At 69.0% G+C, this 26,052-nt stretch carries 26 protein-coding genes; 17 read left to right on the top strand and 9 right to left on the bottom strand.

Annotated features, from left to right (window positions below):
- Position 1: 1 nt before the first annotated feature.
- The 4 genes from OV427_RS23190 to OV427_RS23175 all read right to left on the bottom strand — a co-directional run bounded on the left by OV427_RS23190 (position 2) and on the right by OV427_RS23175 (position 3,544).
- Entirely contained in the window at positions 2-805 is an 804-nt protein-coding gene (locus OV427_RS23190; RefSeq protein WP_267858331.1) for a hypothetical protein, read from the bottom strand.
- Positions 806-1,151: 346 nt separating this feature from the next.
- Positions 1,152-1,775, bottom strand: coding sequence for a hypothetical protein (locus tag OV427_RS23185; RefSeq protein WP_267858330.1), 624 nt, complete (start codon positions 1,773-1,775; stop codon positions 1,152-1,154).
- A 198-nt stretch (positions 1,776-1,973) separates the two neighbouring features.
- Positions 1,974-2,435 (bottom strand): DoxX family protein, encoded by a 462-nt coding sequence (locus OV427_RS23180; RefSeq protein ID WP_267858329.1) that lies wholly within the window; start codon positions 2,433-2,435, stop codon positions 1,974-1,976.
- A 119-nt stretch (positions 2,436-2,554) separates the two neighbouring features.
- Positions 2,555-3,544, bottom strand: coding sequence for a LysR family transcriptional regulator (locus OV427_RS23175; RefSeq protein WP_267858328.1), 990 nt, complete (start codon positions 3,542-3,544; stop codon positions 2,555-2,557).
- Between the two features lie 516 nt (positions 3,545-4,060).
- Here OV427_RS23175 and OV427_RS23170 point away from each other — a divergent pair.
- The 10 genes from OV427_RS23170 to OV427_RS23125 all read left to right on the top strand — a co-directional run bounded on the left by OV427_RS23170 (position 4,061) and on the right by OV427_RS23125 (position 14,607).
- On the top strand, positions 4,061-5,173 hold the full coding sequence (locus OV427_RS23170) for a Kelch repeat-containing protein (RefSeq protein ID WP_267858327.1): 1,113 nt from the start codon (positions 4,061-4,063) through the stop codon (positions 5,171-5,173).
- 115 nt (positions 5,174-5,288) lie between these two features.
- Positions 5,289-6,821, top strand: coding sequence for an AAA family ATPase (locus OV427_RS23165; protein WP_267858326.1), 1,533 nt, complete (start codon positions 5,289-5,291; stop codon positions 6,819-6,821).
- A complete protein-coding gene (locus OV427_RS23160; protein WP_267858325.1) occupies positions 6,818-7,693 on the top strand; it encodes a hypothetical protein in 876 nt (291 codons plus the stop codon). Before OV427_RS23165 ends, OV427_RS23160 begins: the two co-directional genes overlap by 4 nt.
- Positions 7,690-9,393 carry a hypothetical protein gene (locus OV427_RS23155; RefSeq protein ID WP_267858324.1) on the top strand — a complete coding sequence of 568 codons (1,704 nt, stop codon included), beginning with the start codon at positions 7,690-7,692 and terminating at the stop codon, positions 9,391-9,393. The genes OV427_RS23160 and OV427_RS23155 overlap by 4 nt, the downstream gene beginning before the upstream one ends.
- A complete protein-coding gene (locus OV427_RS23150) occupies positions 9,380-10,015 on the top strand; it encodes a hypothetical protein (protein WP_267858323.1) in 636 nt (211 codons plus the stop codon). Before OV427_RS23155 ends, OV427_RS23150 begins: the two co-directional genes overlap by 14 nt.
- Before the next feature lie 2 nt (positions 10,016-10,017).
- Positions 10,018-10,755, top strand: a complete 738-nt coding sequence (locus OV427_RS23145; protein WP_267858322.1) for a hypothetical protein — start codon at positions 10,018-10,020, stop codon at positions 10,753-10,755.
- The gene (locus tag OV427_RS23140; RefSeq protein WP_267858321.1) at positions 10,752-11,639 is read left to right on the top strand and encodes a radical SAM protein; all 888 of its coding nucleotides are present in this window, start codon (positions 10,752-10,754) and stop codon (positions 11,637-11,639) included. Before OV427_RS23145 ends, OV427_RS23140 begins: the two co-directional genes overlap by 4 nt.
- A gap of 8 nt (positions 11,640-11,647) precedes the next feature.
- Positions 11,648-12,562, top strand: a complete 915-nt coding sequence (locus tag OV427_RS23135) for a hypothetical protein (RefSeq protein ID WP_267858320.1) — start codon at positions 11,648-11,650, stop codon at positions 12,560-12,562.
- Positions 12,563-12,689: 127 nt separating this feature from the next.
- On the top strand, positions 12,690-14,033 hold the full coding sequence (locus OV427_RS23130; RefSeq protein ID WP_267858319.1) for an AHH domain-containing protein: 1,344 nt from the start codon (positions 12,690-12,692) through the stop codon (positions 14,031-14,033).
- Between the two features lie 10 nt (positions 14,034-14,043).
- A complete protein-coding gene (locus OV427_RS23125) occupies positions 14,044-14,607 on the top strand; it encodes an imm11 family protein (RefSeq protein WP_267858318.1) in 564 nt (187 codons plus the stop codon).
- Positions 14,608-14,628: 21 nt separating this feature from the next.
- On the opposite strand, the gene OV427_RS23120 is transcribed toward OV427_RS23125, so the two are convergent.
- Positions 14,629-15,393 carry a hypothetical protein gene (locus OV427_RS23120; protein WP_267858317.1) on the bottom strand — a complete coding sequence of 255 codons (765 nt, stop codon included), beginning with the start codon at positions 15,391-15,393 and terminating at the stop codon, positions 14,629-14,631.
- 156 nt (positions 15,394-15,549) lie between these two features.
- Here OV427_RS23120 and OV427_RS23115 point away from each other — a divergent pair, with 156 nt between their 5' ends.
- From OV427_RS23115 to OV427_RS23085, 7 genes are all read left to right on the top strand, one after another.
- Positions 15,550-16,539, top strand: coding sequence for a bifunctional transcriptional activator/DNA repair enzyme AdaA (locus tag OV427_RS23115; RefSeq protein ID WP_267858316.1), 990 nt, complete (start codon positions 15,550-15,552; stop codon positions 16,537-16,539).
- Entirely contained in the window at positions 16,536-17,435 is a 900-nt protein-coding gene (locus tag OV427_RS23110) for a DMT family transporter (RefSeq protein WP_267858315.1), read from the top strand. Before OV427_RS23115 ends, OV427_RS23110 begins: the two co-directional genes overlap by 4 nt.
- A gap of 99 nt (positions 17,436-17,534) precedes the next feature.
- Positions 17,535-18,530 carry a 50S ribosomal protein L11 methyltransferase gene (locus tag OV427_RS23105; RefSeq protein ID WP_267858314.1) on the top strand — a complete coding sequence of 332 codons (996 nt, stop codon included), beginning with the start codon at positions 17,535-17,537 and terminating at the stop codon, positions 18,528-18,530.
- Between the two features lie 11 nt (positions 18,531-18,541).
- Positions 18,542-19,975, top strand: a complete 1,434-nt coding sequence (locus tag OV427_RS23100) for an iron-containing redox enzyme family protein (protein WP_267858313.1) — start codon at positions 18,542-18,544, stop codon at positions 19,973-19,975.
- Positions 19,972-20,328 carry a Rieske (2Fe-2S) protein gene (locus OV427_RS23095; RefSeq protein WP_267858312.1) on the top strand — a complete coding sequence of 119 codons (357 nt, stop codon included), beginning with the start codon at positions 19,972-19,974 and terminating at the stop codon, positions 20,326-20,328. The genes OV427_RS23100 and OV427_RS23095 overlap by 4 nt, the downstream gene beginning before the upstream one ends.
- 7 nt (positions 20,329-20,335) lie before the next feature.
- Positions 20,336-21,301, top strand: a complete 966-nt coding sequence (locus tag OV427_RS23090) for an alpha/beta hydrolase (RefSeq protein ID WP_267858311.1) — start codon at positions 20,336-20,338, stop codon at positions 21,299-21,301.
- Positions 21,298-22,608 (top strand): ATP-grasp domain-containing protein, encoded by a 1,311-nt coding sequence (locus tag OV427_RS23085; RefSeq protein ID WP_267858310.1) that lies wholly within the window; start codon positions 21,298-21,300, stop codon positions 22,606-22,608. The genes OV427_RS23090 and OV427_RS23085 overlap by 4 nt, the downstream gene beginning before the upstream one ends.
- 29 nt (positions 22,609-22,637) lie before the next feature.
- Here OV427_RS23085 and OV427_RS23080 read toward each other — a convergent pair whose 3' ends face one another.
- The 4 genes from OV427_RS23080 to OV427_RS23065 are packed head-to-tail and all read right to left on the bottom strand — an operon-like array spanning position 22,638 to position 26,050.
- Positions 22,638-23,342: a trimeric intracellular cation channel family protein gene (locus OV427_RS23080; protein WP_267858309.1), complete on the bottom strand. Its 705-nt coding sequence runs from the start codon at positions 23,340-23,342 to the stop codon at positions 22,638-22,640.
- A gap of 58 nt (positions 23,343-23,400) precedes the next feature.
- A complete protein-coding gene (locus OV427_RS23075; protein WP_267858308.1) occupies positions 23,401-24,105 on the bottom strand; it encodes a DUF899 domain-containing protein in 705 nt (234 codons plus the stop codon).
- Positions 24,102-24,788, bottom strand: coding sequence for a PQQ-binding-like beta-propeller repeat protein (locus OV427_RS23070; RefSeq protein WP_267858307.1), 687 nt, complete (start codon positions 24,786-24,788; stop codon positions 24,102-24,104). Before OV427_RS23070 ends, OV427_RS23075 begins: the two co-directional genes overlap by 4 nt.
- Positions 24,785-26,050, bottom strand: a complete 1,266-nt coding sequence (locus tag OV427_RS23065; RefSeq protein WP_267858306.1) for a helix-turn-helix domain-containing protein — start codon at positions 26,048-26,050, stop codon at positions 24,785-24,787. Before OV427_RS23065 ends, OV427_RS23070 begins: the two co-directional genes overlap by 4 nt.
- Positions 26,051-26,052 lie beyond the last annotated feature (2 nt).

Below are 26,052 nucleotides of genomic sequence, written 5' to 3'. Positions count from 1 at the left end.
CTCAGTTGCCCGAGAGCATGCGGGCGTCGTACACGCGGACGAAGCCCCCGGTGGTCCCCGGGTTGCCGCCACCGCTCACCACGACGTTCCCGGTGGAGGTGAAGGCGAGCCGGGTGACCCGCGTCCCGGCGCCTCCGGACATGCTGACATGGGTGACGGGGCCTGGGGTCCGCGTCTGCAGGTTCATCAACGAGAACCAGCCCCTGCCCGCATTGGAGCTGTTGGCAATCGCCTCATACCCGCCGATGAGCAGCGCGCCCGTGGACGAGAAGGTCTGCGCGAGGACGACGCCCGGCCCGCTCGAGGACGAGGCGCTCCACTGCACATTCCCATCCGTTCCCACCCAGTGGTGCGTGAAGCCCCCCGGAGCCGAAAGGCTGATGGAGGTAAAGGAGCTCGTCTCCCCCGTGGGGCTGACGGCGAAGTCGTACCAGGAGCTGGCCGTCGCCCACACCCGAGAGCCCTCGGTGGTGAACTTCTGGTGGTAGCTCTTCAGGAAGATGTGCTGCTCGGGCGTCCCACCGCGCGTGTACGCGGTGCCGGACACGTAGACCCGCCCCTCGGGGTCCACCCCCAGGCCAGAGGAGTAATTGAAATCGCCATCACTGAAGAGCACGCTCCAGCGCTCGGTCCCCTCGGGCGTGAGCGAGATGAGCTCGAGCTGCCGCGTGGTCTCGGGGGAGCCCAGGCTCACCAGCGCGTAGACGTGCCCGCTGGCGCTCACCGCGAGGCCCTGCGTGAACGGGAACGAGCCCTCCGGGGTATGGCCCCACAGCTCACGCCCATCCGCGGCGCGGCGGGTCACCCGGCCGTCGAAGTTCAGAAGGGATACCCTGGGCGGGGGACTCACGGCCCGCGTGCGTGTCTGTCATTGACGGTGAAATCGGGAGAGCCGCCTGACGGGACACGCGGGCACTGCTGCTCACGTCCAGGGCCTGCCTGGCCAGCAGGCCCCAGCTCCAAGGTCCTGGGGCGCGGCGCGGGCACTGTCATGAGACAGCAGTGCCCGCGAGACCGCCTCCCGACCCCCATTGGGAAGAGCGCGAGCATGGGAGGACTGTCCCACGCCGCGCCCGTCCCTTCCTCACGGTTCCATCACGTTCGCATCAAGATGAAGGCACGAAACAGATAGACCTTCACGGAGGCGAAGCTCAGGGCACCTCCGCCACGCAGCGTCCCTGCCGGCAGCGGGGGACGAAGGACGGATAGGCGCACGAGCCACTGCTGACGCAGATGGGGGACCCGGTGCAGTAGCGAGCCACTTCCGCGGCGGCCCGGGTCTCGAAGTCCGCGCGGCCGGCGGTGTTCACCATGGGCGGCGGGCACGTCCCGGAACCCGTGCAACGGCCGTCGAGGGTGGCCGCCACGCAGTCCTCGTCCTGCTCGCACGCGGCGTGCTCCGCGCGGAGGCTCTCCAGCGCGCAGTACGCCGTCTTCAGGCGCGGGCAGTGGTAGTCCTCGTTGGCGCAGCCCGGATACGTATACGTCGCCTGCGGATGGATGGGCGGCGAGCACGCAAGCTGGTCCGGACTGCTCGGACACTGCCGTTCGTCCGTCGAGCCCGCCGGGCAGCTCCAGCTCCCGTCGGTGCACACAGGCTGCGTGAGGATGTCCGAGCACTCCCGGCAGCAGGTGGGCATCTCGGACGCCACGCACTCCGCCACCGTCACGTCGTCCGGCCCCGCATCCTGTGGCGTGCCTTCCTTGGAGTCCGCCCCACCCGAACTGCAGCCCAGCCATGCGGCCCAGAGCAGCAACATTGTCAGTTTACGCATCTGCATCCCTGCTTTGCTTGGCGGCCCCGCCGGCATCCTCAATGGAACCCGGCGCGCCCGCAAGCAGGACTCCTCGTTTGAAGGCCAGGAGTGCATGTGCGTTGTCCGCGGGGCGACGCGGTGACGGGGCCGCGACGTCTGTCCATGCCCCGGTGGGCCCCAAGCCTGCGCGCCCGTGCCCTCCGGGATGAGCGTCCCTCACCCCACCACGCTCGCCGTGCGGCCGGACGGAGCCGTGCGCCGCGCCCGCGCGCCGTCGAACGCGAACGCCCCGCTGCCAATCAGCGCCTGCGTCACCAGCGCGAGGATGAGGAACGCGACGTACTCCCAGCCGCCACCAGTGTTGGTGAACATCCACCCGTTGGCGACATGAGGCTTGAGCGCGCCGAGCATCACCGGCACCAGCCCGAGCGCCACGAGGCGTGTGCGGAACCCGGCCACCAGCGCCAGCCCGCCGAGCAGCTCCGCCAGGAACACGGGCCACGCGGTCCACCCGGGGAAGCCGTGGGCCTCGAAGAACTGCGCCGTGCCCGCGAAGGTGAAGATGAACGCCTTGGCACCCGCGTGCGCGAGGAACACCGCGCCCAGGGCGACACGGAGCACGGTGGCGCCCGCGTCGCGAGCGGAAGCAGAGGACAGGAAGGACTCGATGCGGCTCATGACGGCGACTCCTCGAAGCGAGAGGGGACGAATTCCCCTCGGACGCTCCATGGAATGCCGTCCTCACCACCGCGCCGGAAGGGGCGGCTCGCGAACGAATCGTTCTCCCAGCAGAACAATCATCCCCACCGTGGGGAGCGGAACTCCGCGGCCAGCACATCGAGCAGGGCCCGCAGGCGCGGGGCGGGAGTCCGGCCGGACGCATGGACGGCGTAGATGCCCAGGGGCCGGGGCGCGAAGTCGTCGAGCACGGTGACGAGCCGGCCGGAGCGCAGGTCCTCGTCCACCATGAAGCGCGGCAGCATGGCGAGCCCGATGCCCTGGGCCGAGGCCTCGCGGAGCATGGTGCCGTTGCCCGTGGCCAGCGAGCCGGACACGGGCACGCGGATGCGCCCTTCCGGGCCATAGAAGCGCCACTCGTCCTCGGTGCGCAGGTGCGTGTAGCGCAGGCAGTCGTGGTGGATGAGGTCCTCGGGCCGCTCGGGAGTCCCCCGCCGCTTCAGGTACTCAGGCGCCGCGCACACGTGCAGCGACGTGGTGGCCAGCTTGCGGGCCACGAGGCTGGAGTCGCGCAGGCGGGTAATCCGGAGGGCCACGTCCACGCGCTCCTCCACGAGGTCCACGAGCCTGTCGCTCAGCACGACGTCCACGGTGGTGTCCGGGTGCGCGGCGAGGAACCGGGCCAGCGGCGCGGCGAGGTACAGCTGCGCGAAGCTGACGGGCACGTTGAGGCGCAAGGTCCCCCGGCCCGCATCGGACGCACCGCGCGTGGCGGCCCCTGCCTCCTGGAGCATCCGCGCGCAGTGCGCATACACGCCCAGGCCCGCGTCGGTGACGGTGAGCTTGCGCGTGGTGCGGATGAGCAGCCGCTCGCCGACTCGGGACTCCAGCCGGGCCACGCGTGCGCTGACCACGGACTTCGACACCCCGAGCGCCGTGGCCGCCTGGGTGAAGGAGCGGTGCTCCACGACGCGCGCGAAGCACGCGAGGCCGAGCAGGTCATCGAAGAGGGGTTCGCTCACCGGCACAGACTGCCACGGCGGCGCGAGGCCGATGAAGGCCGGCGCTCGCGCCACCGCTCCCCGCTCCGGGTCGGGCCCCACGCCCACGCTTCAGCTTCCCCAAGCCTTCACGTGACATGGGTTTGGGAACCGGGTGAGGAGAACTCAATTCCCAAGAGCCCTCCATGGGGCCTGTTCCCGGACGGGGAAGAATCACCCGGGGCACCCCGCCCGCCACGTTGCGCATCCGCGCGTGGCGGGGGGGGAAGGGGCGCCCCGGGGCGTGCCTGCTGCGCCCTCTCCTCCTCGTCCGCTTCGACGACGAACTCCACGGCGAGGCGGCGAGGTGGAACTTCCTGGCGCTTGGGCACGCACGCCCTCTCCAGGAGCAAAGCCCGTACCGGCCCCCGTCCCTCGGGAGGGACACCGGACGCGCGCAACCCCTGCGCCGTCCCCGGTCCCCGGGCGCAACCGCTGCGCGCATCCGCTCCCAGCGCCACAAATGCAATAGAAGTGCAAATACGACACATGACACCCACACCGTCACGTGGTGTTGACGTGAAGTGTGCGCGCTGCGTCGGTCCTTCCCTTCACAATGCGGCCTCCCCAAACCACGAGGACCGTATGACACGAGGATTCGCAACGAAGACGTGGCTCTGGCTCGGACTGTGGAGCACGCTGGCCGCGGCTTCGGGACTGCCCGAGACGCCGGCTCCCCAGGCAAGCCTCATCTCGCCGTGGACCCAGGCCGCGTCGATGAGCCGGTATCGCTACTCGCACACGGCCACGCTGCTGCCGTCGGGCAAGGTGCTCGTCACCGGCGGCGCCAGCTCGGGCGGCGTGACAGCCACCACCGAGACGTATGACCCCGCCACCAACACGTGGGCGCCTTCCACGAACCTGGGCGTGGCCCGCTCGGGCCACACCGCCACGCGGCTGCCCTCGGGCCGGGTGCTCGTCGTCGGCGGTAGTACCAGCACCACCGTCCACGCGAGCGCGGAGCTGTACAACGCCACCACCAACACCTTCACCGCCACGGGCGCCATGGTGACGGCGCGCCGCAACCACAAGGCGGTGTTGCTGCTCTCGGGTCAGGTGCTCGTCGTCGGCGGCTTCGGCACCACCGCGTACAACAGCGCGCTGCGCAGCGCGGAGCTCTACAACCCGTCCACGGGCCGGTGGACGGCCACGGGCTCGCTGTCGACGGCGGCGGGCACCGTCACCGCCACGCTGCTCGAGGACGGGCGCGTGCTCGCCATCAATGACGACGGCGTGGTGGCCGCCGCCGAGGTCTACACCCCGTCCACCGGCACCTGGACGCGCGTGTCGGACCCGCCGGCGTTCTCTGGACACGCGGCGGTGCGGCTGGACTCGGGCCTGGTGCTGGCCACGGGCCAGGAGCAGTACTGGTACGACAGCGGCGCGTGGCTGTACTTCCCGGAGGACGACTATTGGGAGTACGTCTCCTACGCCAACGAGGCGCGCCGCCGGGGCCACTCGCTGACGCTGCTGCCCTCGGGCCAGGTGCTCGTCGCGCGCGGCACGCGCAACCAGATTGGCGGCAGCGCGGAGCTGTTCGACCCCGACTCCTGGTCCCTGTACGTCGTGGGATCGGATGCGGCCACCACCGGCCACACGGCGACGCTGCTGCCCTCGGGCGGGGTGCTCGTCGTGGGCGGCACCAGCCAGGAGGAGCCCGAGTGGTACTCCTCCGCGGAGATCTTCACGGAGCCGTGAGCTCCGGCGGCCCCCCGCCCCACGCACCCGCACGCCGGGTGCAGCCCACCCCATGGGGCGGGGAGGCCATCTGGTTCCACCCCTGGGACGCGTGCTCTACTCGCGCGCGTCCCGCATGGAATCCTCCCAGCTCGTCGCCTCGTGGCTCCAGGGTCGTGCCACCCTCGGTCCGGACCTGGAGCTCCGGCTCGCGCCCCGCACGGTGTCCGCCCTCGCCGCCAAGCTCCGGCGCGCGTACACGTGGATTGCCACCCAGGCGCTCGTCAGCCCGTACCAGGACGTGCAGTTCGGTGACCCCGTCGTCCTCACCGGCGCGGGCACCCGCGTGGAATTGGGCCCGGTGGGCTACTCCGCCTACGTGCTCCTGCCGCTGCTCAACCTCGCCACCTCGCAGCGCCTGCTCTTCGTCGGCGCGCCCGGGCGCGGAAAGACGACCATGGCCACGCTGGTGGCCCTCATCGCCGGAGGCGCACCGGACGAGGTGCGCCGCAGCGTGCAGCACGGCCACCCACAGCTCACACTGACGGATCTGCTCGGCAGCCCGCTGCCCAGTGAGCTCATCCGCGCCGAGGACGCCAGCCACATCCGCGTCGCCTGGCGCCGCTGGCTCACCCAGCGCGTGAAGATTGTCGACGAGTACAACCGCATCCCCACCAAGACGCAGTCCGCGCTCCTGTCCCTCATGGCGGAGGGCTACGCGGAGATGTTCGAGCAGGTGGTGGAGTGCGGCCGCTCCGCGTGGTTCCTCACCGCCAACGACGACCAGGGTGGCGGCACCTTCCCCGTCATCGAGGCGCTGAAGGACCGCATCGACCTCGTGGTGCGCAGCATGCCCTTCCACTCGCACCACCTGGAGACGCTCGCGAAACGCGTGGCCGAGGGCACGGTGCCGGGCCAGTTCGTCCCCGCGGACCTCGTCTTCACCTCCGAGGAACTGGACGCGCTGGAGCACGAGGTGCGCGCCGTGCCAGTGCCACCCACGGTGCTGGAGCTGCTGGGCTTCTTCGCCGGGCAGCTCGAATTCTGCCAGCGCGCGTCCGGGCAGCTCGAGTACATGCTGAAGGACACGCTGCACCTCGCCGGCCGCCGCGTGGCGCACGTGTGCACGGAGGACTGTCCGCTCGACAAGAGCGTCAACCTCTGCACGCAGACGGAGAACGGCGTCTCCGCCCGCGCGTACCAGGCGGTGCTGCTCTTCACCAAGGCGCTGGCGTACTTCCGCGGCTCGACCGAAGTCACCGTGGAGGACCTGCGCCAGGTGCTCCCCTGGGCGCTGCACGAGAAGCTCAAGCCCAACCCGCAGAGCGCCTTCTTCCAGAAGCCCGAGCACGCGGTGCACCTGCTCGACCGCATCGGCTGGGTGCGCCAGCTCTTCGACGCGGCCGTGGTGCAGCAGGCCGCCTATGCGAAGGTGCGCGAGCCGGTGGCGAAGCTGAAGGCCCAGGCCGAGGCGGGCCCGGCCGGACTCGACGCGGGCGAGGTCCGTCGGAGGATGAGCGACATCCAGCAGGTGATGGAGAAGGTGCTCCAGAAGCAGGAGCTCAACGGCCCCGTGCACGAGGACCTCGTCCTCCTCAAGAATCTGCACGGCCGCTACGGCGCGTACCTGCGCGGCCTGGAGCGGCGTGGCAGGACGGAGGGCGCATGAGCGACGCCTGGGACGCACGCGTGCGCGAGCTGGCCACCCAGGGCCCGCGCCGGCACTCGGACTGGGACGCGGAGCTCTTCGAGACGCTCGTCCATGACGCCGCCGCGGCGCTGCGGGCCGCGCTCCACGCCGAGCCGCGCCGGGACGCGGTGGCGGGCGCGTGGCTGAAGCTCGCCGCCGAGGCGGTGGGCCTGGGCCAGGTGGACCGCGCCAGCGCGCGCTACCTCCTCACCGGCCGGGGCCGCGTGCCGGAGTCGGTGACGCTGATGGGGCGCTGCCTCTTGCAGCTCGCGCCCGCGCAGCTCCCCGCGTACCCCGCGGAGCAGGCCGTGGCGCTGCTCGCGCGCACGTGGAACCTGTGCGAGGGCCTGGCCGCGCAGCCCCCGTGGCTCAACCGCTATGTCGCCTCGGCGGCGGCGGAGGCGCCCGCGCTGGAGAAGCTGGACGAGTTCCTCGCCACCACGCTGGCCCCGGCCCTCGCGCCGTCGCGGGAGTCCACGTTCTCCGGCCCCTTCACGCTGGCGATGCTCGACACGCGCAAGGTGATGGACGAGTTCCTCCCCGGGGACATGCACCTCGCGGCGCCCTCCGTCCTGTGCGTGCACGACCGCCGCGCGGAGGACGTGAAGGTCGGCCTCTTCCTCGCGCCCGAGGGAAAGGCGCGCTTCCTCGGACTCCTGCCGTGCCTGGGCACCTGGACGGAGGGGACGCCGCCGACACTGGAGCTGAGGCCGGGCGCGGTGCGGGTGAACAAGCGGGTGGCCACGCTGCCGCTGCTGGGCACGCCCCACCAGACGCTCGCCGCGCGCAGCGGGTACGTGGTGGCCAGCGCGGTGGACTCGCAACGGCTGTGGGTGCTGGACACGCCATGACGGACGCGGCCCTCCAGCAGACGCCCGTGCACGAGGCGCTGGAGCCGGAGCTCCAGCAACAGGTGGACGTGTGCTGGCGGCGCGCGCAGGGGCACTGGTCCCACTTCCTGCTGCTCGGCGAGCCGCGCGCGGCGAAGCAGGGCTGCGCGCTGGCGCACATCAACCTCATCAGTCGGCAGGTCTGGTTCAACGCCCGCGAGCTGCGCGAGCGGCACCTGCTGGACAGCCTGGAGGCGGTGCTCGCGCACGAGGTGGGGCACCACGTGCGCTACCCGGGCAGCCTGGGCGTCTCCGCGCGCATGCGGATGATGGAGAAGACGCTGCTGCCGCTGGGGGACTACTCGCTCATCAACGTCTTCTGCGATTTGCTCATCAACGAGCAGCTCGGCGCGGACGAGACGCTCCGCCCGCAGCTCATCGCCATCTACCGCGCCTTCCAGAAGGACTACCGCTGGAAGCAGGACCCGGCCTTCTTCTTCTACCTCTCCGTCTACGAGGAGCTGTGGCGCCTGGAGCCGGGGCACCTGATGGGGCGGGAGTCCGCTGCCTTCTCGAAGCAGTTCCCCGACGCGCGCGCGGACGCGCAGCTGATGGCGCAGAACCTCTTCCACCTGGGCCCCAACGTCTACACGCAGTTCCTCTACTTCCTCTCCATCTGCACCCGCTACGTGCAGCCGATGAAGGGGGAGCTGCCAGAGAGCACGGACCCGCAGGCCTGCTGCAAGGACGCGCCGCGCCCGGAGGACTGGGCGGAGGCGCTCACCCCGGGGGCGCGGGAGAAGGAGGCCGTGCGCCGCGCGCTCGCGGAAGGGTGGCTGGACAAGGAGAACGCGGACCGGCTCGTGGGCGACAAGTGCCGCGAGCGGCGCATCGCCTCGCTGCCCGGCCAGGGGACGGCGGACGCGGAGGCGGTGCCGGAGGTCATGGCGGCGTACTACCGGCAGGAGGCGGAGCGCCACCTGCTGCGCCCTCCGGACCGGCTGCACCTGGGCGAGGCGGTGGTGCCCACCACGCTGGAGGAGTGGGAGCTGGGAGACGCGCTGCCCACCGTGGACTGGCTGGCCACCCTGGCGCTCCGGGGAGACAGGCTGGGCGCGGTGATGCCACTCAAGCGCGAGCGCATCGCGGACTACGAGGGCATGGACGTACCGCTGTGGCAGCCGCGCGTGGAAATCTACCTGGACGTCTCGGGCTCCATGCCGGACCCGCGCGCCACGCTCAACGCGATGACGCTGGCCGCGCAGATTCTCTGCGTGGGGGCGGTGCGCGCGGGCGGCTGGGTGCGGGCGCTGCTCTACTCGACGGACTTCGTGGCGTACTGGACGTGGTGCCGCTCCGAGCTGGAGATGTCGCGCTTCCTCATGCACTACATCGGCGGGGGGACGCGCTTTCCCTTCGCGCGACTGGCGGACTCGGTGCGCGAGCAGCGCGGTCGTCAGCCCACCCGCGTCGTCATCACCGACCGGGACTTCGACACCAACCACGACGAGGACGCGAGCCACGCGCGAATCTTCGCCGAGGCCGCGGACGCCTCCGCGCCGCTCGTCCTGCTGCTGCACCACCCCGACCCCGAGCGGGTGTCGCGCTACCGGAAGCAGGGCGCGCGCGTGGCCGAGGTGATGGAGCTGGAGCATTTCCCGAAGGTGGCGGCCGCGCTCGCGCACGCCCTCTTCCAGGAGGAACGCCATGTCGCGCCTTGAGCGCCTGTTCGGCCGCAAGAGCGGCACGCCCGCCGGCCCCGACGAGCGGCCGCTGCTGGACCTGGCCCCGCTGTGCGAAGCGCTGACGCGGCGCCGCCCCGCGCTGGAGCGCAAGGACGTGGAGCCGGTGCTCATGCGTGCCCGGCTCGCGGACTTCCAGAGGGACCACGGGCTGGAGCCGCTGCCGCCGGAGTCCTTCCTCACGCTGTGCGAAGGCCTGGACGCCGAGGGCTGGCGAAGGCTGGCGCTGGTGACTTCCGCGCTGGAGGAGGCTCCGGTGGGCACGGCGGTGGCGTCGCTGGCGAAGGCGCGCGGTGTGGAGAAGCAGGTGCGCGAAGGCTTCGCGGACTTCGCGCGGCAGGCGCGGCTGCTGACGCTGGAGCTGCTCGGACAGAGCCCACTGCGGCTGGAGGAGCTGGCGCGCCGGTGGGCCGCATCCCTGGGCGCGGGCTTCCAGGGAGAGACGGACGAGCAGAGCGCGGAGCGGCTGGCGCGGCTGGACTACGCGAAGCTGCTGGCGGAGGCGGAGCGGGCGAAGAAGGCGGCGGAGGCGCGGCAGGAGAAGCTGAAGAAGCTGCGCGAGGCACAGGACGCGAAGCTCTCGCCCCGGGGGAAGTGGTAGCCATGCTCGAGACGCCCGCGAGCGCCGGCACGGCGTACCCGGCCGAGGACCTGCGCCGCTACCAGTTCCACACCGGCGCGCCGCTGACGGCGCTGCGGCCGGACGAGCCGTGCCCGGTGCTGTATCGGGATTTGGGCCCGGTGGCGCTGCGGCGGCATCTCCGGGGCACGCTGCCGAGACTGGCGGGTCCGCTCACGCCGCTCCTCTACATGCGCACGGTGGACTTCCGCGAGCCGTATACCGACTACGAGAACACCGGCCGGCTCGTCTTCCTGCGACCGCTGCAGGTGCAGCCGTGGCGCTCGGGAGTGCCCGGCGTGTTCGTGGCGAGGGCCACGCGGCCGGTGGACCTGTCCACGGTGGCGTACTGCCCGGGCACCCTTCCGCTGGAGTCGGTGGAGCCGCTGGCGCGCGAGGTGTCGGACGCGGCGGAGCTGCGCGAGGCGCTCGGCGGTAGGGAATACGACGAGCAGGTGGCCGGGGCGCTGAATGCGCTAGATGGGCTGGTGGCGGAACTGGAGGCGACGGAGGCAAGCGCCGAGCCGCTGCGGCGGGCGCTCCAGTCGCACCTGCGCGACGAGCGCCTGCGGGCACGCGAGGAGCTGGCACGGCTGGGCGTGGAGGAGAATGACCTGTGCGCCGCGTGGCACCACCTGCCGAGGGAGCGTCGCGCGCTGCTGAAGGAGGCCCTGCCACGGTTGGAGCTGGCGCGAATCGTGGAAGGAGGCACGACGCCATGAGCGCCGCGAAGCCCCTGCCCGCCCTCGTCCCCTGGGAGGCCTGCCGCGCGCTGACGTGCAGCGTGCTGCCGGTGCGGCTCGCGTGCAACCTGCGCTGCCCGTTCTGCTTCTCGCGCTCTTCCATCAGCGCGCTGAAGCACGAGACGTCGGACCTCCTGCACCTGGACGTGGCGCGCTACTACCGCGACGCGCGCGAGCGCGGGGCCACGCGCCTGGTCATCACCGGAGGTGGTGAGCCACTGCTGCGTCCGGAGACGGTGGTGCACCTCGTGCGCGAGGGCCGCCGCTTCTTCAGCGAGGTCGCCCTCTTCACCAACGGCACGTTCCTCACCCGCGCGCTGGCGGAGGAACTGGCGGACGCGGGCCTGTCCTACGTCTGCTGGTCCCGGCACGCGGTGGACGACGCGGACAACCGGGCGCTGATGGGGAAACAGGCCCCGCTGCGCGCTGACTTCCTGGAGGCCGCGAGGCCGCTCAAGGTCCGCGCCACCTGTGTCATGGCGAGAGGGCACGTGGACGGGCCGGAGGACGCGTGGCGCTACATCCGCGCGCTGGCGCCGCTGGGGGTGCGCGAGTTCACCTTCAAGCACACGTACGTGGCCTACGCGCAGTCGGTGTTCCGCGAGTCCCCGGCGGACAAGTGGGCGCGCGAGCACCAGGTGGAAGAGGACGTCTTCGAGGGCCAGGGACAGGTGGTGGGCCGCCTGCCGTGGGGCCCCGTCATTCGCAGGTTCGAGGAGGTGCAGGTTTGTTACTACCGGGAGCCGACGCCGCAGTGGGAGCAGGAGAACGGGCTGTGCCGCTCGCTGAATCTGTTGTCGGACGGGAGCGTGTACGCGTCACTGGAGGACTCGCGGAGCCTGTTGTATCGGCTGAGCAGCTAGCGAAGGCGGTGACTCCGGACCTGGTGGAGACGTTCCGCCCGCTGCTGCCCGTGGGGTACGTGGCGGGAGCGGAGGCCTATCGCCGCGCGGCGGAAGGGCTGACGGCGGACGACCTGACGCAGCACTACACGCGAGGCCTGCGCTTCTTCCACGAGGAGCTGGTGCCGAAGGTGAAGGCACGCCTGAGCGCGCTGAGCGGCGGCGTGTGGCGGTTCGACGACTACGTGGCCTTCGCGGCGGGCAGCGACTGCGACTTCATGAGCCACCTGGTCGAGGCCGTCGCGGCGCGAGAGCCGGTGCGCCTGTATCCCGGGGACTGGCACGGCTTCTCGGTGGGTTGCACGCAGCAGGAGGGCATCCGCTGGGACGCGGAGTCCCCCGGAGCGCTGGCGTGCCTGTGCATCCCCTCGGTGCGCAACGGGCGCGTGACGGAGGAGATGCTGGGTTTCCTCGGGGCGTCGTCGCACTGCCTGCTCAACCTGAACCTCTACCCGACGCTGTCCGCCGGCGAGCGGACGGAAGTCGCCGGCCAGTTGTTGCCGCTGCTGCCGAAGTCCGTGCTGTCCATCAGCTTCAGCCGGGGCTTCGGGCTGACGGCGTCGCAGCTCGGCGTGGCGCTGGTGCACAAGGACCACCCGTACCGGAAACGGTTCGAGACACAGTGGAACTGGCACACGTACTTCTTCAATGCGCTGGCGGCACGGGCGTTCCTCGCGGTGGACCTGGAGCGGATGCAGGCAGTGGATGCCGAGCGACGCGCCTGGGTCGGCGTGTGGCTCGCCGAGCACGGGCTGCCGGTGGTGGAGGGCGGCAGTTATTACGTGAAGTCCTTCCGCGTGCAGGGCGAGCTGCCGGAGTACCTCACGCCGCTCAAGCGTGGAGACGTGGTGCGGTTGTGTTTCAAGCCGCCGCAGGTGGGGTGAGAGGGCGCGATAGCGGCAAGAGCAACCGGGGCCCCTCGCGCCGCGGCGCTTGCGTCACAGCTGCGGTCAGACGGGGAGTGGGTAACACCGCGTTCCCAGGGCGACAACCCGCTGGAGGGAGTGACTCATGGTGACTCGTCGAGCGATGGCCGCCTTCCTGTTGATGGCAACCGCATGCAGCAGCAGTTCGCGCTTCGTCCGGTTGGACACGGGTGATGGCGCGCCCCGCGTCCATGTCCCCAGGCGGGACGAGGCAGGGCCCGTGGTCGTCGATGGCAGTGAGTTCCATGAAGCCATGGCCTCACTGGCGAGGCAGATGCGCCCTACGTCCCGGCCCCAAGAAGCAGCAATGCAACTTTTCGAGGTCGATGCGCGCAGTGGCACATACCTCTACGAGCCCCGCAGCCACCGCCTCATCCCAGTGAAACCAGGTGAGCACCTGGATGAGGAGCTTCCCACACCGGCTGTCGAGCTGACGCGTGCCTATCTCCGCTGGTGCGAACGTGCCGGGAAGAAAGGTGACTGCCTGCGCCTGCTGGTGGAGAGCCCGGTCGTCACAGGTGATGGCCGCTATGCACTGGCCATGGCCTTCGCACAGGCCTCCATCCAGGACGAAATGATGGAGGCGTTCAAGAACATGGCAGATCCGCAGGCCATGCTGGCTGCGGCGCTGTGGACGGCGACCATGTACCTCGTGCTGTGGACGGTGCCGGAGCCTGTATCCAAAGGCATTGCGGCAACGATGACCGCGGTTCTCATGATCTACCTGGGCGTCGACACGCTCTGGGGGCTCATCGCGGGCTTCAAGCACATGGTGGAAGAGGCAGACCGGGCCACAACGTTCGACCAACTGCGACATGCAGGAGAGCGGTACGGCAACGTGATGGGTAGGAACGCGGCGCGAGCCTTCGCCATGCTGGCAACCGCCGCCATCGGAAACACCGCAGCGGGACTTGCCGCGAAAGTGCCGAATCTGCCTGGCTCCGCTCAGGCTGCCGTGCAAGCCGAGTCACAAGCCGGCCTCTGGCTCCCCGCGGTAGCGCAGATCGAGTCGGTGGCACTCTCGGGTGAGGGATTGACCATTGCCCTGGCACCGGGGGCGACTGCGATGGCCGCCCAGGGGACAGGCGGAGGCGGCAAGGTCCAGATCCATCACATCGCCACGAACAAGAACGAGGTTTCAGCACAGCGCGGCGGGCCATGGACTCCACGCTTCAGGAAGCTCTTCGCCAAGGGTGGCATGTCGATGGAGGACGCGGAGAACAAGATTCCCATCCTCGGCCATAAGGGCCCCCATTCGGAGCGGTATCACCAGCTCGTACACAAGCGTCTGTATGAGGCGACGGAGGAATGCAGCAGCATCGTGGAGTGCAGAGCCGCACTGAAGGCCACGCTCGAGCGGTTGGCACGGGAAATCGCCACGCAAGGCACGGAGCTCAACCAACTCGTCACCCAGCGCGTGGCGCGCTAGATACCGTCCCATGCCGCAACGTTTCTTCCAGCTCTCTGACGACGTCTCCGTCCCGGGCCGCTGGCACCTGGACACTCCGACGGACGACCAGGGACATGAGGAAGATGAACGGCGGTTCAACAAGGGACGTGCGGTCGAGGTAACGGGGCGCCTGAAACTCCCCATCGAGCATGCGGGGAAGCCGCTCGACTTCACCGAAGCAAATCTGAAGGTACCTGTCGTCCACATCCGGGTGGCGTCCATCTTCGCGGAACTGGCGCCCGACGACGTGCAACTCATCCCCGTCGACATCCAGGGTCAGCCGGACCAGTACCTCATCCTCGTGGCCACACGACTTGTCCGCTGCATTGACGAGCAGGCTTCCAGGGTGCAGTTCTGGAAGCCCGAGGATGGGCTGCCTCACAGGGTCGGCAAGTACTACGCCGTGGACGACCTGCACATCGACAAGTCGAAGGTGGGAACCGCCAAGGTCTTCCGTCTCGAAGGCTGGGCGGGAACGCTGGTCGTCTCCGAGGACATCAAGACGGCCATGGAGCGCATTGGGGCGACGGGCGCGAAGTTCGAAGAGGTGTAGTACCCAACACGCCCAAGAAGCTCATGAAAGATCTCCGGAACGAGTGCCGGACAAATTGATGGCGAAATAGAGCTCCTTCAAAGCAATACATATCTCCTGCTCGGGAAAACAGACCTGGGGCGGAAGCTGGGAGCGCAGGTAGGCCACGCCCTGCCGCTGGAAGTGGGCCTCGTTGCGGAAGTACTCCCCTCTGAGGCCACCAAAGAAGTGAACGGGGAAGCCCCAATCCATGGCGGCAAACCGCTCCTCGAGCTCCGTCGCCACCTGGCAGAACCGCTCCTCCGAGAAGTGGGCCTGCACGAGCACGACGCTCAAGTCCGAGGAGCGCGGGTCATCCGTCCCGAAGTCCTTGATGACGGTCTTGTCTATCTCGAGCCCCTCCGCGCCCCGGAAGACCGCGGAGGGCGCCCGCCGTCGCTCCAGCAGGGGGAGTGCGGCCTCCAGGACCGGGTGAAGGGTCCGCTGACGCACGCGCGGTCCGGAAACGCGGCTCCCTATCAGCACCAGGCCCGTCTCATACGCACGTGCGACCTGCTCCAGCTCGGCGAGCCCCACCTGTGAAACACCGAGCAGGTAGTTGGCACGCCCCGACGCGGCACAGATGCGGGAGAAGGGATACTCCCCATGCTGACAGGATGCGCAGATCTCCTCATACCGGTAGCTGCGCTTGAGCTTGATGCGCATGGACAGGAAGCCCCGATAGGCGTCTGTATTTGAGCAGGCGACGTGTGACACATTGCACACCCGCATCACCTGCTCCGAATCTCTCGCAAATGTCTGCATCATCAAGTGCGGGAGCTCGTGCGCGCTATCCGGTTCTTGCCCTCGGCACACCCCCATGTCTCACCCGCCTGGTGTGACAGCGCGTGGGCAATATTCAGATAGAGCCTGGATTTCTACCTAGCGGAAGCTCCCCGCAATCACTCACATCGCGGCTAGGCAATGACCATCCTGGGAACCCATTGTTTCTCGACCGACGAAGAAAAGTGGACTGCGACGGTAACGAGAGACCCGCGTGCCGGCTCCGATTTTGTTTGTGTCAATACGAGCGCTGGGGAAGCGGTCGCGGCGGGCTTCCGTCACTGCACTCGCTGCAACCCGGCCGCGCCTGCCGCCCTCAAGAAGTACGGGAGCATCATCCGGGATGCGTGCGCGCTCATCGAGCGGGTCGAAGAGCCGCCTTCGCTGGACCGCCTGGCGGAGCACGTGGGGCTCAGCCGGTTCTACTTCCACCGCCTCTTCAAGCGGCACGTCGGAATCACTCCGAAGGAGTACGTGGCGACGTACCAGCTCAAGAAGTTCAAGGAGTCACTGCTGAAGGGAATGCCCATCATCGAGGCCATCTACGAGGCGGGCTTCACCTCGACGAGCCGCATCTATGAAAAGGCCACCCGCGAGCTCGGCATGACACCCGCGCAGTTCAAGGCTGGCGGCAGCGGTGTGGTCATCCGCTATACAACCATGACCTCCCCGTTCGGCCAGCTCCTGGTGGCCATGACGGAAAAGGGAACGTGCTCCGTCGACCTCGGAGACTCCTCGGCCCGGCTGCTGGAGCGGCTCACCGCGAGCTTCGCGAACGCCGTCCTCGTCCACGCGGAAGCAGAGCTGAAGGGCCTCGTTGCGCGAGTCACCCGCATCGCGAGCTTCCCGCACACCGACACCGAGCTTCCCACCTGCATCCTGAGCACCGCGTTCCAACGGCGAATCTGGAAGGCCCTGCAGCGTGTCTACCCGACGGAGCTGGAGAAGGGAGCTCCCCCCGCGGACTCCGCCATCCGTGCTCCGGTCGCGCTCGGCAAGCCGCTCCAGCTCCTCGCGCTCACCACCACCAACACCGGCTGGAGGCCGTGGTTCGGGGAGGTGCCCCAGGAGGTCCCCGACACGCCGGCTCCCGCCGTGCTGCACCGGGCCTTGAGGGAGAGCCGCCCATGATGAATGCCTTCCTCTTCATCCTGGTCGTCCTCGTCTGGGGCACGACGTGGATCATGACCCGACTCCAGTTGGGGGTGGTGGATGTGGAGGCCTCCATTGCATACCGCTTCGTGATTGCGAGCGCCGTGCTCCTCGCCATCCTCAAGGCGCGCGGGCTGCCCATGCGCTTCCGCCAGGTGGACCATGTCTTCATCGCCGCGCAGGGGCTCTGTCTCTTCTGCCTCAACAGCCTGGCGGGCTACAACGCGACCCGGCTCCTGCCCTCCGGGCTCGTGGCCGTCGTCCTCTCCACGGTGGTCCTGCTGAACATCGCCGGGCTCTCGCTCTTCTTCCGCGAGCCCGTCAAGCCACGGCTCCTGTTGGGCGCCCTGCTCGCCATCGCCGGACTCGGATTCGTGTTCCGCGGCGACGTGACGGGCTTCGACACCACGTGGGCCCACCTCAAGGGTGGCGCCCTGGCGCTGCTCGCGGCCCTGCTGGTCGCGGCCGGCAACATGCTCGCCGTCCGCAACCGCCGCCACGGGCTGCCCGTGGCGCAGACCACCGGCCTGTCCATGCTCTATGGGGCCGCGGCCTCCATCAGCTCGGTCTGGCTGTCGGGGCGGACCTTCGGCTTCGACGCTTCCCTGCCCTACGTGGGCTCCCTGCTCTACCTGGCCATCATCGGGACCGCGGTCATCTTCACCTGCTACCTCGTCCTGCTGGAGCGGATGGGCGCGGACCGGGCCGCCTACGTGAGCGTGCTCTACCCCGTCGTCGCCCTGGGCATCTCCACGCTGTTCGAGGGCTACGTGTGGTCCTCGTCGGCGATTGGCGGGCTCGTGCTGTTGCTGGGCGGAAATGCCCTCGCGCTGCTCCCGCAAGCCTGGCCCGTGCGCCTGCGCGCCCTGTCGTGACATTGCCAGACACGCCGTGAGCAAGGTCCGGATAGCGCGGACAAAGACAGAACCTCTATCTCTCGAATGGGTCGCTCCGGCACCCCACGAAGGCTCGTCATGCAATCCCCTCCATTGAAAGACGACATCCCACCTGCCCATGACTCCCTCGAGGCCTTCGAGCGGGAGCTGGTGCAACAACTTCCAGCGGGACAGGCGCACCGCCACCTCAATCGTGTCTACCGCAAGCTGATTCCCCGGTGGCACTTCGCCATGCTGAACGACGGTGACCGGAACCAGGCCTTCCGTTCCGCGCTGGAGGCGCAGGTCCGCCCCGGCGACTCGGTGCTGGACGTGGGCACGGGCTCCGGCCTGCTGGCGATGATGGCCATCCGTGCCGGAGCCCGGCACGTGACGTCCTGCGAGATGGTCCAGCCCATTGCCTATCTCGCCCGGCAGATTGTCGCGGCCAACGGGCTGGCCGAGCGCATCTCCATCGTCCCCAAGGCGTCCAGCGACTTGAAGCTCGGACCGGACCTGCCCTCCCCGGCCGATGTCCTCGTCACGGAGACCCTCGACTGCGGCCTCCTGGGCGAGGGCATCATCCCCATCGTCCAACATGCGCGCACCCGGCTGCTCAAGGAGGACGCCCGCATCATTCCGGCGAGGGCGCGCCTGCTGTTCTCGCTCCTCGACAGCAGCGACATCCATCGGACCAATTGCACCTTCGAGGCCAGCGGGTTCGACGTCAGCTCGTTCAACCGGTTCTCGACGCAGGAGTACTTCCCGGTCCGCCTCCAGACGTGGCGCCACACCTTCCTGAGCCACGCCGACACCGTCTTCGAGTTCGACTTCCAGTCAGACGCCCTCGAACCGCGAAGCGTCGAAAGGCCGGTCAGGATTCAGAAGAGCGGCTCCATCCACGGCGTCCTCTTCTGGTTCGAGCTCGACCTGGGCGCTGGCATCCGCCTGTCCAACGCACCTGACAACCCACGCAGCCACTGGATGCAGGCCTTCCAGTGCTTCGAGCACCCCGTCCGCGTCGAGGCAGGCCACACCGTGACGGTGCAGGCCTCCCATGACGCGACGAGTGTCCATTTCTCTCTTGCCCCGTGAATCCTTCCGCCATGAAACACGCGCCCATCAAGTCAGCGCCCGCCGCCATCGAGCTGTCGGACTACGAGTTCTTCAAGCGCTGCCTCGTCCAGTATGGCGAGAGCAACCTGTTCGTCGACACCGAGGAGTGGCTCGCACACGACAACCCCTACCGGCGCACGCTGCGGCCCCATGTCTTCAAGCACCTGGACTTCTCCAGGCCGCTCCGGCGGGCAGAGAGCCTCACGTACACGGGCCTGGCCGCGAACCGGACGCTGCTGACCACCTACGAGCAGGACTTCCTCCTCCTGCCCGAGAGTGGCTTCGAGACCAAGCGCGCCGACTTCGCGGAGTTCTACTCGAGCCGCTCCACCGCGCTGGGCACCGTCGTCCGCTCCTGGCTGGAGCGCTACATCTTCGGCTTCCTGGACCAGGAGGTCACCGTCTCGGGCCCGTGGACCGAGGACTCACTGGACGCGTACTTCCAGGACTTCGTCAAATCGCTCCGCCAGTCCAACGAGAACAAGGCGATGTCCGCCATCCTGGGCTCCACGAACCGCGAGCATGCGGCCAGGACCTTCCTCATCCAGCTCGCCGGAGACTTCCTGCTCGAAGCCTCCGCCATGGCCAGGAACGTGCTCGGCCACTACGGGCCCGTCCAGTCCGAGCTCTTCAAGATTGTCATTGATGAGTATGGATACGGCGTCCATGAGACGAAACACAGCACCTTGTTCCAGAAGCTGCTGCGGACCCATGGGCTGGACGCCAGGCCCCATGCGTACTGGCAGTTCTACCTGACGTCCTCGCTGCTGATTAACAATTATTACAACTGGCTCTCCCGGGACCACTCGCAGTTCTTCCGCTATCTGGGGGCCATCCTCCAGGCGGAGACCGCCTTCATCTATTCGTGCGGGCAGATGGCCGAGATGATGCGCGACGTCTTCGGCTCGAAGGCGGAGACCCAGTACTTCACGGAGCACGTCCACATCGACCATCACCACAGCCAGATGGTCTTCGACCGCATCGTGCGGCCCGCCGTGAAGACCTATGGCGCGGGAATCATCCCGGACATCGTCCGCGGCATCGAAGAGGCCAAGGTGCTGGGGCAGATGGCCGAAGCGGACTTCTGCGACCAGGTCGGCTGGGCGGACGGCGGGAGCCGGTTCAAGGGGCTGCACCCCGCCATCTACGCGAAGATTCGCAGCGGCGAGCTCAAGCCCACCCGGCAGCAGTTCACCGAGCCCCGGGGAGAGCTGTCCGTCACCCATGTCCACGATGGAGACGAGCTCTGTCACATCGACTCAGGGGTGATGCACTTCGTCGTGGGTCATGACCGTCACACCGTCTTGAACGCGGGTGAGGGAACGGTGATTCAGCGCAACAGATTGCATGGCGCCATCATCGACTCGGACGAATGTGTCTACAGCATCTATTCCATTGGGGACCACCGCAAGTGCTTGTCGTGAGCTTCGACCCGCGGCAGGTGAACTTCCTGCAGGTGGGAGCCGAGCGCTACTTCCTGCTCGACCCGGGTGATGGGCCCACGGTGCTCGCCAATGGCAGTTGTCCCCACCGAGGGGGGCCGCTGCACCTGGGGCGGATGGAGGACGGCACGCAGGCGGTCTACTGCCCCTGGCATGTCCGGAAGGTTCCGCTCCGACACCTCCAGAAGACCGCGCTCCCCCTGGTCCTGAGAAGGGATGGCGCTGTCGCCATCCTCCCGGACACGCAGGCGGCCGTGCTCATGCAAAAGAAGACAATCCTGGCCGGTGCGTCCAGGCCCTGTGAGGCCGTGGCGCCCCTGGCCCATGCCGAGTGAGAAAACCATGACCAGCACGAGCAACAACCTGAAGCTTGCTCCGGGCCTTGCCGAGTTCATCCAGCGTTTCGACTCGGTGATGCCGCCTGACTTCTACACCCGGCCCGTCGAGTCGCAGCGGAAGTTGTACGGCAACCTCGTCCGTGAGTTTCACTACGACCGGCCTCCGCGGCTGGCCATCCGCGACGAGCTGCTCCAGGCCGGGGCCCAGCAGCTACCCATTCGCATCTACCGCCCGGAAGGGCCGGGCCCACAGCCCTGCCTGCTCTACCTTCACGGCGGCGGCTTCGCGCTCGGAGGGATGGAGACCCACGACACCATCATGGCGGAGGTCGCCGCCAAGACTGGCGTGACGGTCATCGCCGTGGACTACCGCCTGGCGCCCGAGCACCCGTTTCCGGCGGGACTCGAGGACTGCTACGCGGCCCTCCTGGCCGTCGCCGCGAATCCGGGGCGCTTCGACATCGACCCGCAGCGGCTCGGGGTGGGAGGCGACAGCTCCGGGGGCAACTTCGCCGTCGGGCTGTCGATGATGGTTCGGGAGCGTGGCGGTCCGAAACTGCGGGCACAGGTGATGATCAGCCCGGTCCTGGACCTGCGCCGCTGGGCCGACAAGCCCCCGTCGTCCGAGCCCGGCCTGCCGCTGCTGTCGGATGGCGAGATGCGCTTCTTCACGAGGACGTATCTGGGGCCCGCGATGGAGGTCGAGCACCCGTACGCCTCCCCGCTGCTGGCGGGCAACTTCGCGCAACTCCCTCCGGCGTACATCATGGGAGCGGAGATGGACCCGCTCCGGATTGACGGCGAGCTCTACGCGGAGCGGCTGAGCGCGGCCGGCGTCCCCGTCGAGCTGGCCGTCGAGCCCGGGCTGGTTCACGCGTGCCTGCGTGCCCGCAGTGCGTGCGCGGAGGTCGCGAGCGCCTTCGACCGGTTCTGCGCGGCCACCCGGCGCCTGCTGGCAGGTGAGCCATGAACCCGAGCGCCGCGGCCGTGTCACCCGTCGAGGGCCTGAAACCACAGCCCTTCACGGGCCAGGCCGTCATCGTCGACCCGTACTCCTCGGGTGCCATGCTCGCTCCCGAGTTCCTGGCGCGTGGCCTTCGCTGCATCGCGGTGACGAGCACGAAGGTCCCCATCGCCGTCTATGCGAAGTCCTTCGTCCCCGGTGACTTCGAGAAGGTCATTGCGTTCGAGGGCTCGTTGGATGCGCTGGTCGAGGAGCTCGGCCGGTATTCTCCGCGCTTCGTCATCCCTGGCACGGAGTGTGGTGTCGAGCTCGCCGACCAGCTCGCGGCCAGGCTCTGCCCCCACCTCGCCAACGAGCCGGGCCTCGCGCAGGCCCGACGCCACAAGGGACACATGGGAGATGCCGTCGCGCGGCGGAACCTTCCGCACGCCCGGCAGCTCTACACGAACGACCTCGCCCAGGTGGAGGCCTGGATGGAGCGCGAGGGACTCGAGGATGCGCCACTCATCCTGAAGCCGCCCAAGAGCGCGGGGACGGACAGCGTCAGCCGGGTGCGGGGACGCGCGCAACTGCGTGCCACCTTCCAGGAGTTGCTCGGCCGCCGCAACAAGCTGGAGCAGGTCAACGACACCCTCCTGGTGCAGGAATTCCTCGTGGGGGATGAGTATGTCGTTGATACCTTCAGCCACCACGGGGTCCACACCGTCACCAACATCTGCCGTTACAGCAAGATACATACAGACCGGCACGTGGCTGTGTATGACCACATGGACTTCCTGGAGTTCAGACCGTCCGAGCAGGAATCGCTGGTGATGTATACGTTCAACGTCCTGGATGCGCTCGGCATCAAGTTCGGCCCGGCCCACAACGAAGTGATGATGACCGAGGACGGCCCCAAGCTCATCGAGTCCGGGGCGAGGATGCACGGCGCCGGTCATCCCAGGTTCGCCCGTCTGTGTACCGGGGACAGCCAGCTCGACCGGATGGTTCGGTTCTACTCCGGCCAGGAGGGAGGGGTTGAAATCAACCACCGGTACCGGCTCAACAAGAGCCTGCGAATCGTCTTCCTCATCTGCCGTCGCTCGGGCGTCGTCCGGAATGCGGAAATCCTGGGCAGGATTCGCGAGCTGCCGTCCTTCCACGACGCCGCGATTGGCGTTCGGACGGGGGACCGGGTGACCGAGACCTCGGACCTCTTCACGTCACTCGGCTTCGTCGCGCTGCTCCACGAGTCGGGTGAGGTCGTCCTGCGGGACTACCTCGCGGTCAAGGAGCTCGAGCAGCAGCTCGAGATTGAGCCCCTCCCTGATTGAATGGCGGGAGATGGGGCCTCCAGACGCGGTCAAGGAGGCCCCTCGCGATTCCCGGGCTCCTGCGACGGCGGCTTCGGCGGGCGCGCCCGCTTGACGGGGAGCCTCCAGCCGAAGCGCAGCGACACGAGCCGCAGCGCTCCACCCACCAGTATCCCCCCGAGCAGCGCCAGCTTCGGATGCCCCGCCTGGGAGAACGCGAGGCAGACGATGCTCGCCGCCAGCGCCGCCGTCGCGTAGTAGCCCGGCACGGCCCGCATCAGCGCCGGCGTCTGCCGGGTCAGCACGTCGCGGACGATGCCCCCTCCGGCCGCGGTGATGACGCCCATCATCAACGCCGTGCCAGGGTGTAGCCCCACCTCCAGCGTCCGCTGCGTCCCCGCCACCGCGAACGCGCCCAGCGTCAGCGCGTCCAGCGTCGCGAGCAGCTTCACGCCCGGCCCGTGTCGCAACTCGAAGAGGAAGGCCGCGAGCGAGCCCAGCAACGCCATGGACAGATACCCCGGTCGCACCAGCGCCAGCGGAGGCCCCGCCTGCAACAGCGTGTCGCGGATGATGCCGCCGCCGATACCGGAGACGAGCCCCAGCACCAGGTACCCCATCAGGTCCATCTTCCGCCGCTCGGCCTGCAGCGCGCCCAGCACCGAGCCCGCGAACACGCCCACCAGGTCCACGATGAGCGTGCCCAGGGAGATGACCTCCTCCGTGACCACGGGCACTGTCAGGTCGAAAGCCATGGCCCCCGAGGCTGCTACTTCACCGCCTCCGCGTCCATGGCCTCCAGGGAGCGCTCCTCTACCGGTACTCGTCCCGGAGCTTGACCCAGGCCATCGGCCACGGGAGCCCCTGTTCGTCGCGTCCCTTCGGCACGAGGTCCAGGTACTGATACGCCGTGTTCATCATGTCCACTCCCCGCCCGTAGCAGGAGTAGGTGTGGAAGAGCCCACCATCGGCGTCCCTGTAGAACGTGCTGATGCCTTGCAGGTCCGTCATCGGGCGCTCGAGCGGCGCGTAGTTGTACACCGCCCGCTTCCCGGCGAGGTCCTCCGGGGTGAACGACACGCAGTAGTCCTGGTTGAAGTCCGTCCCGGCGGACGACAGCCACTTGAAGCTCCACCCCATGCGGCGCTCGAACGCCTGGAGCTTCGAGAAGGGCGCGCGGGAAATCGCGACGAAGGACACGTCTCGCTGCGCCAGGTGGGGCACGACGCCATTGAAGTTGTCCGCCCAGAACGAGCAACTCTTGCAGCCCGCCTCCCACTCCGGGGCGAACATGAAGTGATACACGATGAGCTGGCTTCGTCCCTGGAAGAGCTGGGACAGCGTCTCCTCACCCTCGGGCCCCTGGAAGACATACGGCTTGTCCACCCGGACCCAGGGAAGCTCGCGCCGCTCCCGGCTCAATTCGTCTTTCGCGTGGGTGAAGTCCTTCTCCTTGAGCAGCAGGCGCTTGCGCGCGTCCAGCCACGCCTCCCGCGAAACGACGCCGTGATTGCTCATGACCGCGCCCCTTTCGGCCGCCGCACGGCGCGGACCTTTCCGCTCGGCCCGCCGCCACAGAAGAACAGCGCTCCGCCGTCGGACTCGAGCCCGCTCACCCCGACTCCCGGAGGCATCTCGAGCCGCTCGAGCACCGCGCCCGTGTCCGGATGGATGCGGCGCACATCGCTCGTGTCGTCTTCCCAGGTGCCGTGCCAGAGCTCGCCGTCGACCCACGTCACCCCCGTCACGAAACGGTTGGACTCGATGGTGCGCAGGATGGCACCCGTCTCCGGGTCGATTTGATGAATCTTGCGGTCCCGGTACTGGCCCACCCAGAGCGTGCCTTCGGCCCAGGCGAGCCCGGAGTCCTTGCCGCCTCCGGGCGCCGGTATCGACGCGAGGACCTTGCCCGTCGCCGGGTCGATCTTGTCGATGCGCGCCTCCGCGAGCTGGAACAAGTGCTTGCCGTCGAACGCGGTGCCCGCATCCGACGCGACGTCCAGCGTCCGCACGGGCTCGCCGCTCTCCGGGTCGAAGGCGACGAGCTTCTCGCCGGTGGCGGCCCAGACATGGCGCCCGTCGTGCGTGACACCGTGCACGCTGCCGGCGCCCGCGAACGGGCCGTATTCCCGCACGACCTCGGCGGCCTGCACTCGGGCCGGAGGTTGCGCGCTGGCTGTCTTGCTTGAAGTGCGAGTCATGACGTGGCTCCTCGCGGCTGCTCCGCCGCTCCATGCAATGAGTACCCAGCCGGTAGCGTCGCGGGGAGTAACAACGTCGTCGTGAATCCCGTGAGCGGAGGCGACAACCAGCGCTGAGCGCGGGCACGCCCCACCGAGTGCACCCGCCCCGCGGCTTCGAGCTCGGCGAGCGCCCGCTGGACCGTGCGCTGGCTCTCGCCCAGGGCAAGCGCCAGCGCGGAGGTCGACCAGGCCTCACCGTCGGAGAGCAGCGCGAGCAGCGACGCCGGGTCCCCATCGATGGGTGGCAGCAGCACGGAGACCTCACGTCCGAGGCGCGGCGTGAGCGCGAAGCCCTCCTGGGTGGCATCGACACGGGCCAGCGGCGCGAGCACCGCGCGCAAGCGGCCGACCTCCACTCTCAGGCGCACCCGATGGGACTCATTCGCGCGGCGCGCACCGAAGACGCGGGCAATCAGGACGTCGCGGTCGACGCCTTGCGGCCAGGCCTCCCCCAGCGCGCGCGCCAACGCGAAGAGCACCGGCCTGCGGGCGAGGGAGACCTCCCGCGCTCCGCTTCGCAGCACGCGATGGCAGGCGTCGACGACCAGCTCGCCTGACGCGAACGCGGCCTCCACGTCTTCGAGCAGGAGCGCCCGCTCGGAGCCCGCGCGGAGCTGGCGCGCGGCGGGCCGTTCGAGCGCCGCGCGGGCCTGCTCGACCTCCGCCACCAGGGAGGGCACGAGCGCGCGTCTCGCGGCCTCATGGGCCCTTTCGAGCGCCGCGCGCGCCGGATGTGTCTGGACCCGCCGCAAGGCGATGTCGGCCGCCACGAGCTCCGCGACGGCCACGAGTACGGGCGGCATGCCGCGCGCATCCAGGAGTGAGAGCGAAGCCCCGGCCTCGTCGAGGCGGCCGAGCAGCAGGAGCCGGCGTATCGCGATGAGGCGCGCATGCAGCGCGTTCGTCCGGTCTCCCCGGGCGTCGAGCGTCACGAGCGCGGCGTCGAGCGCGCGTGGGGACCAGGTCAGGTCACGCACCGCCAGCGCCACCTCCGCTTCGGCCACCCGGCATCGTGCGCGTGCAAGGTCCTCCCCCGGACCGAAGGCACGGGCAGCGCGCCGCAGGAGCTCACGTGCCCGCGCATGCTCACCGAGCTGGGCCATCGCGATGCCGCGCAACGCGAGCGCCGGAGCGTCGTCGCGAAGGGCCACGCGCTTCAGTGCACCCAGCGCATCACCGGCGGAGAGCGCTCGTGCGGCCGCGGCAATCAGGGAGTCCATGC

Source organism: Pyxidicoccus sp. MSG2, assembly GCF_026626705.1.
Taxonomy (GTDB): domain Bacteria; phylum Myxococcota; class Myxococcia; order Myxococcales; family Myxococcaceae; genus Myxococcus.
Note: the sequence above shows the minus strand (reverse complement) of the source record. Positions and strands in the feature narration are given on the sequence as shown.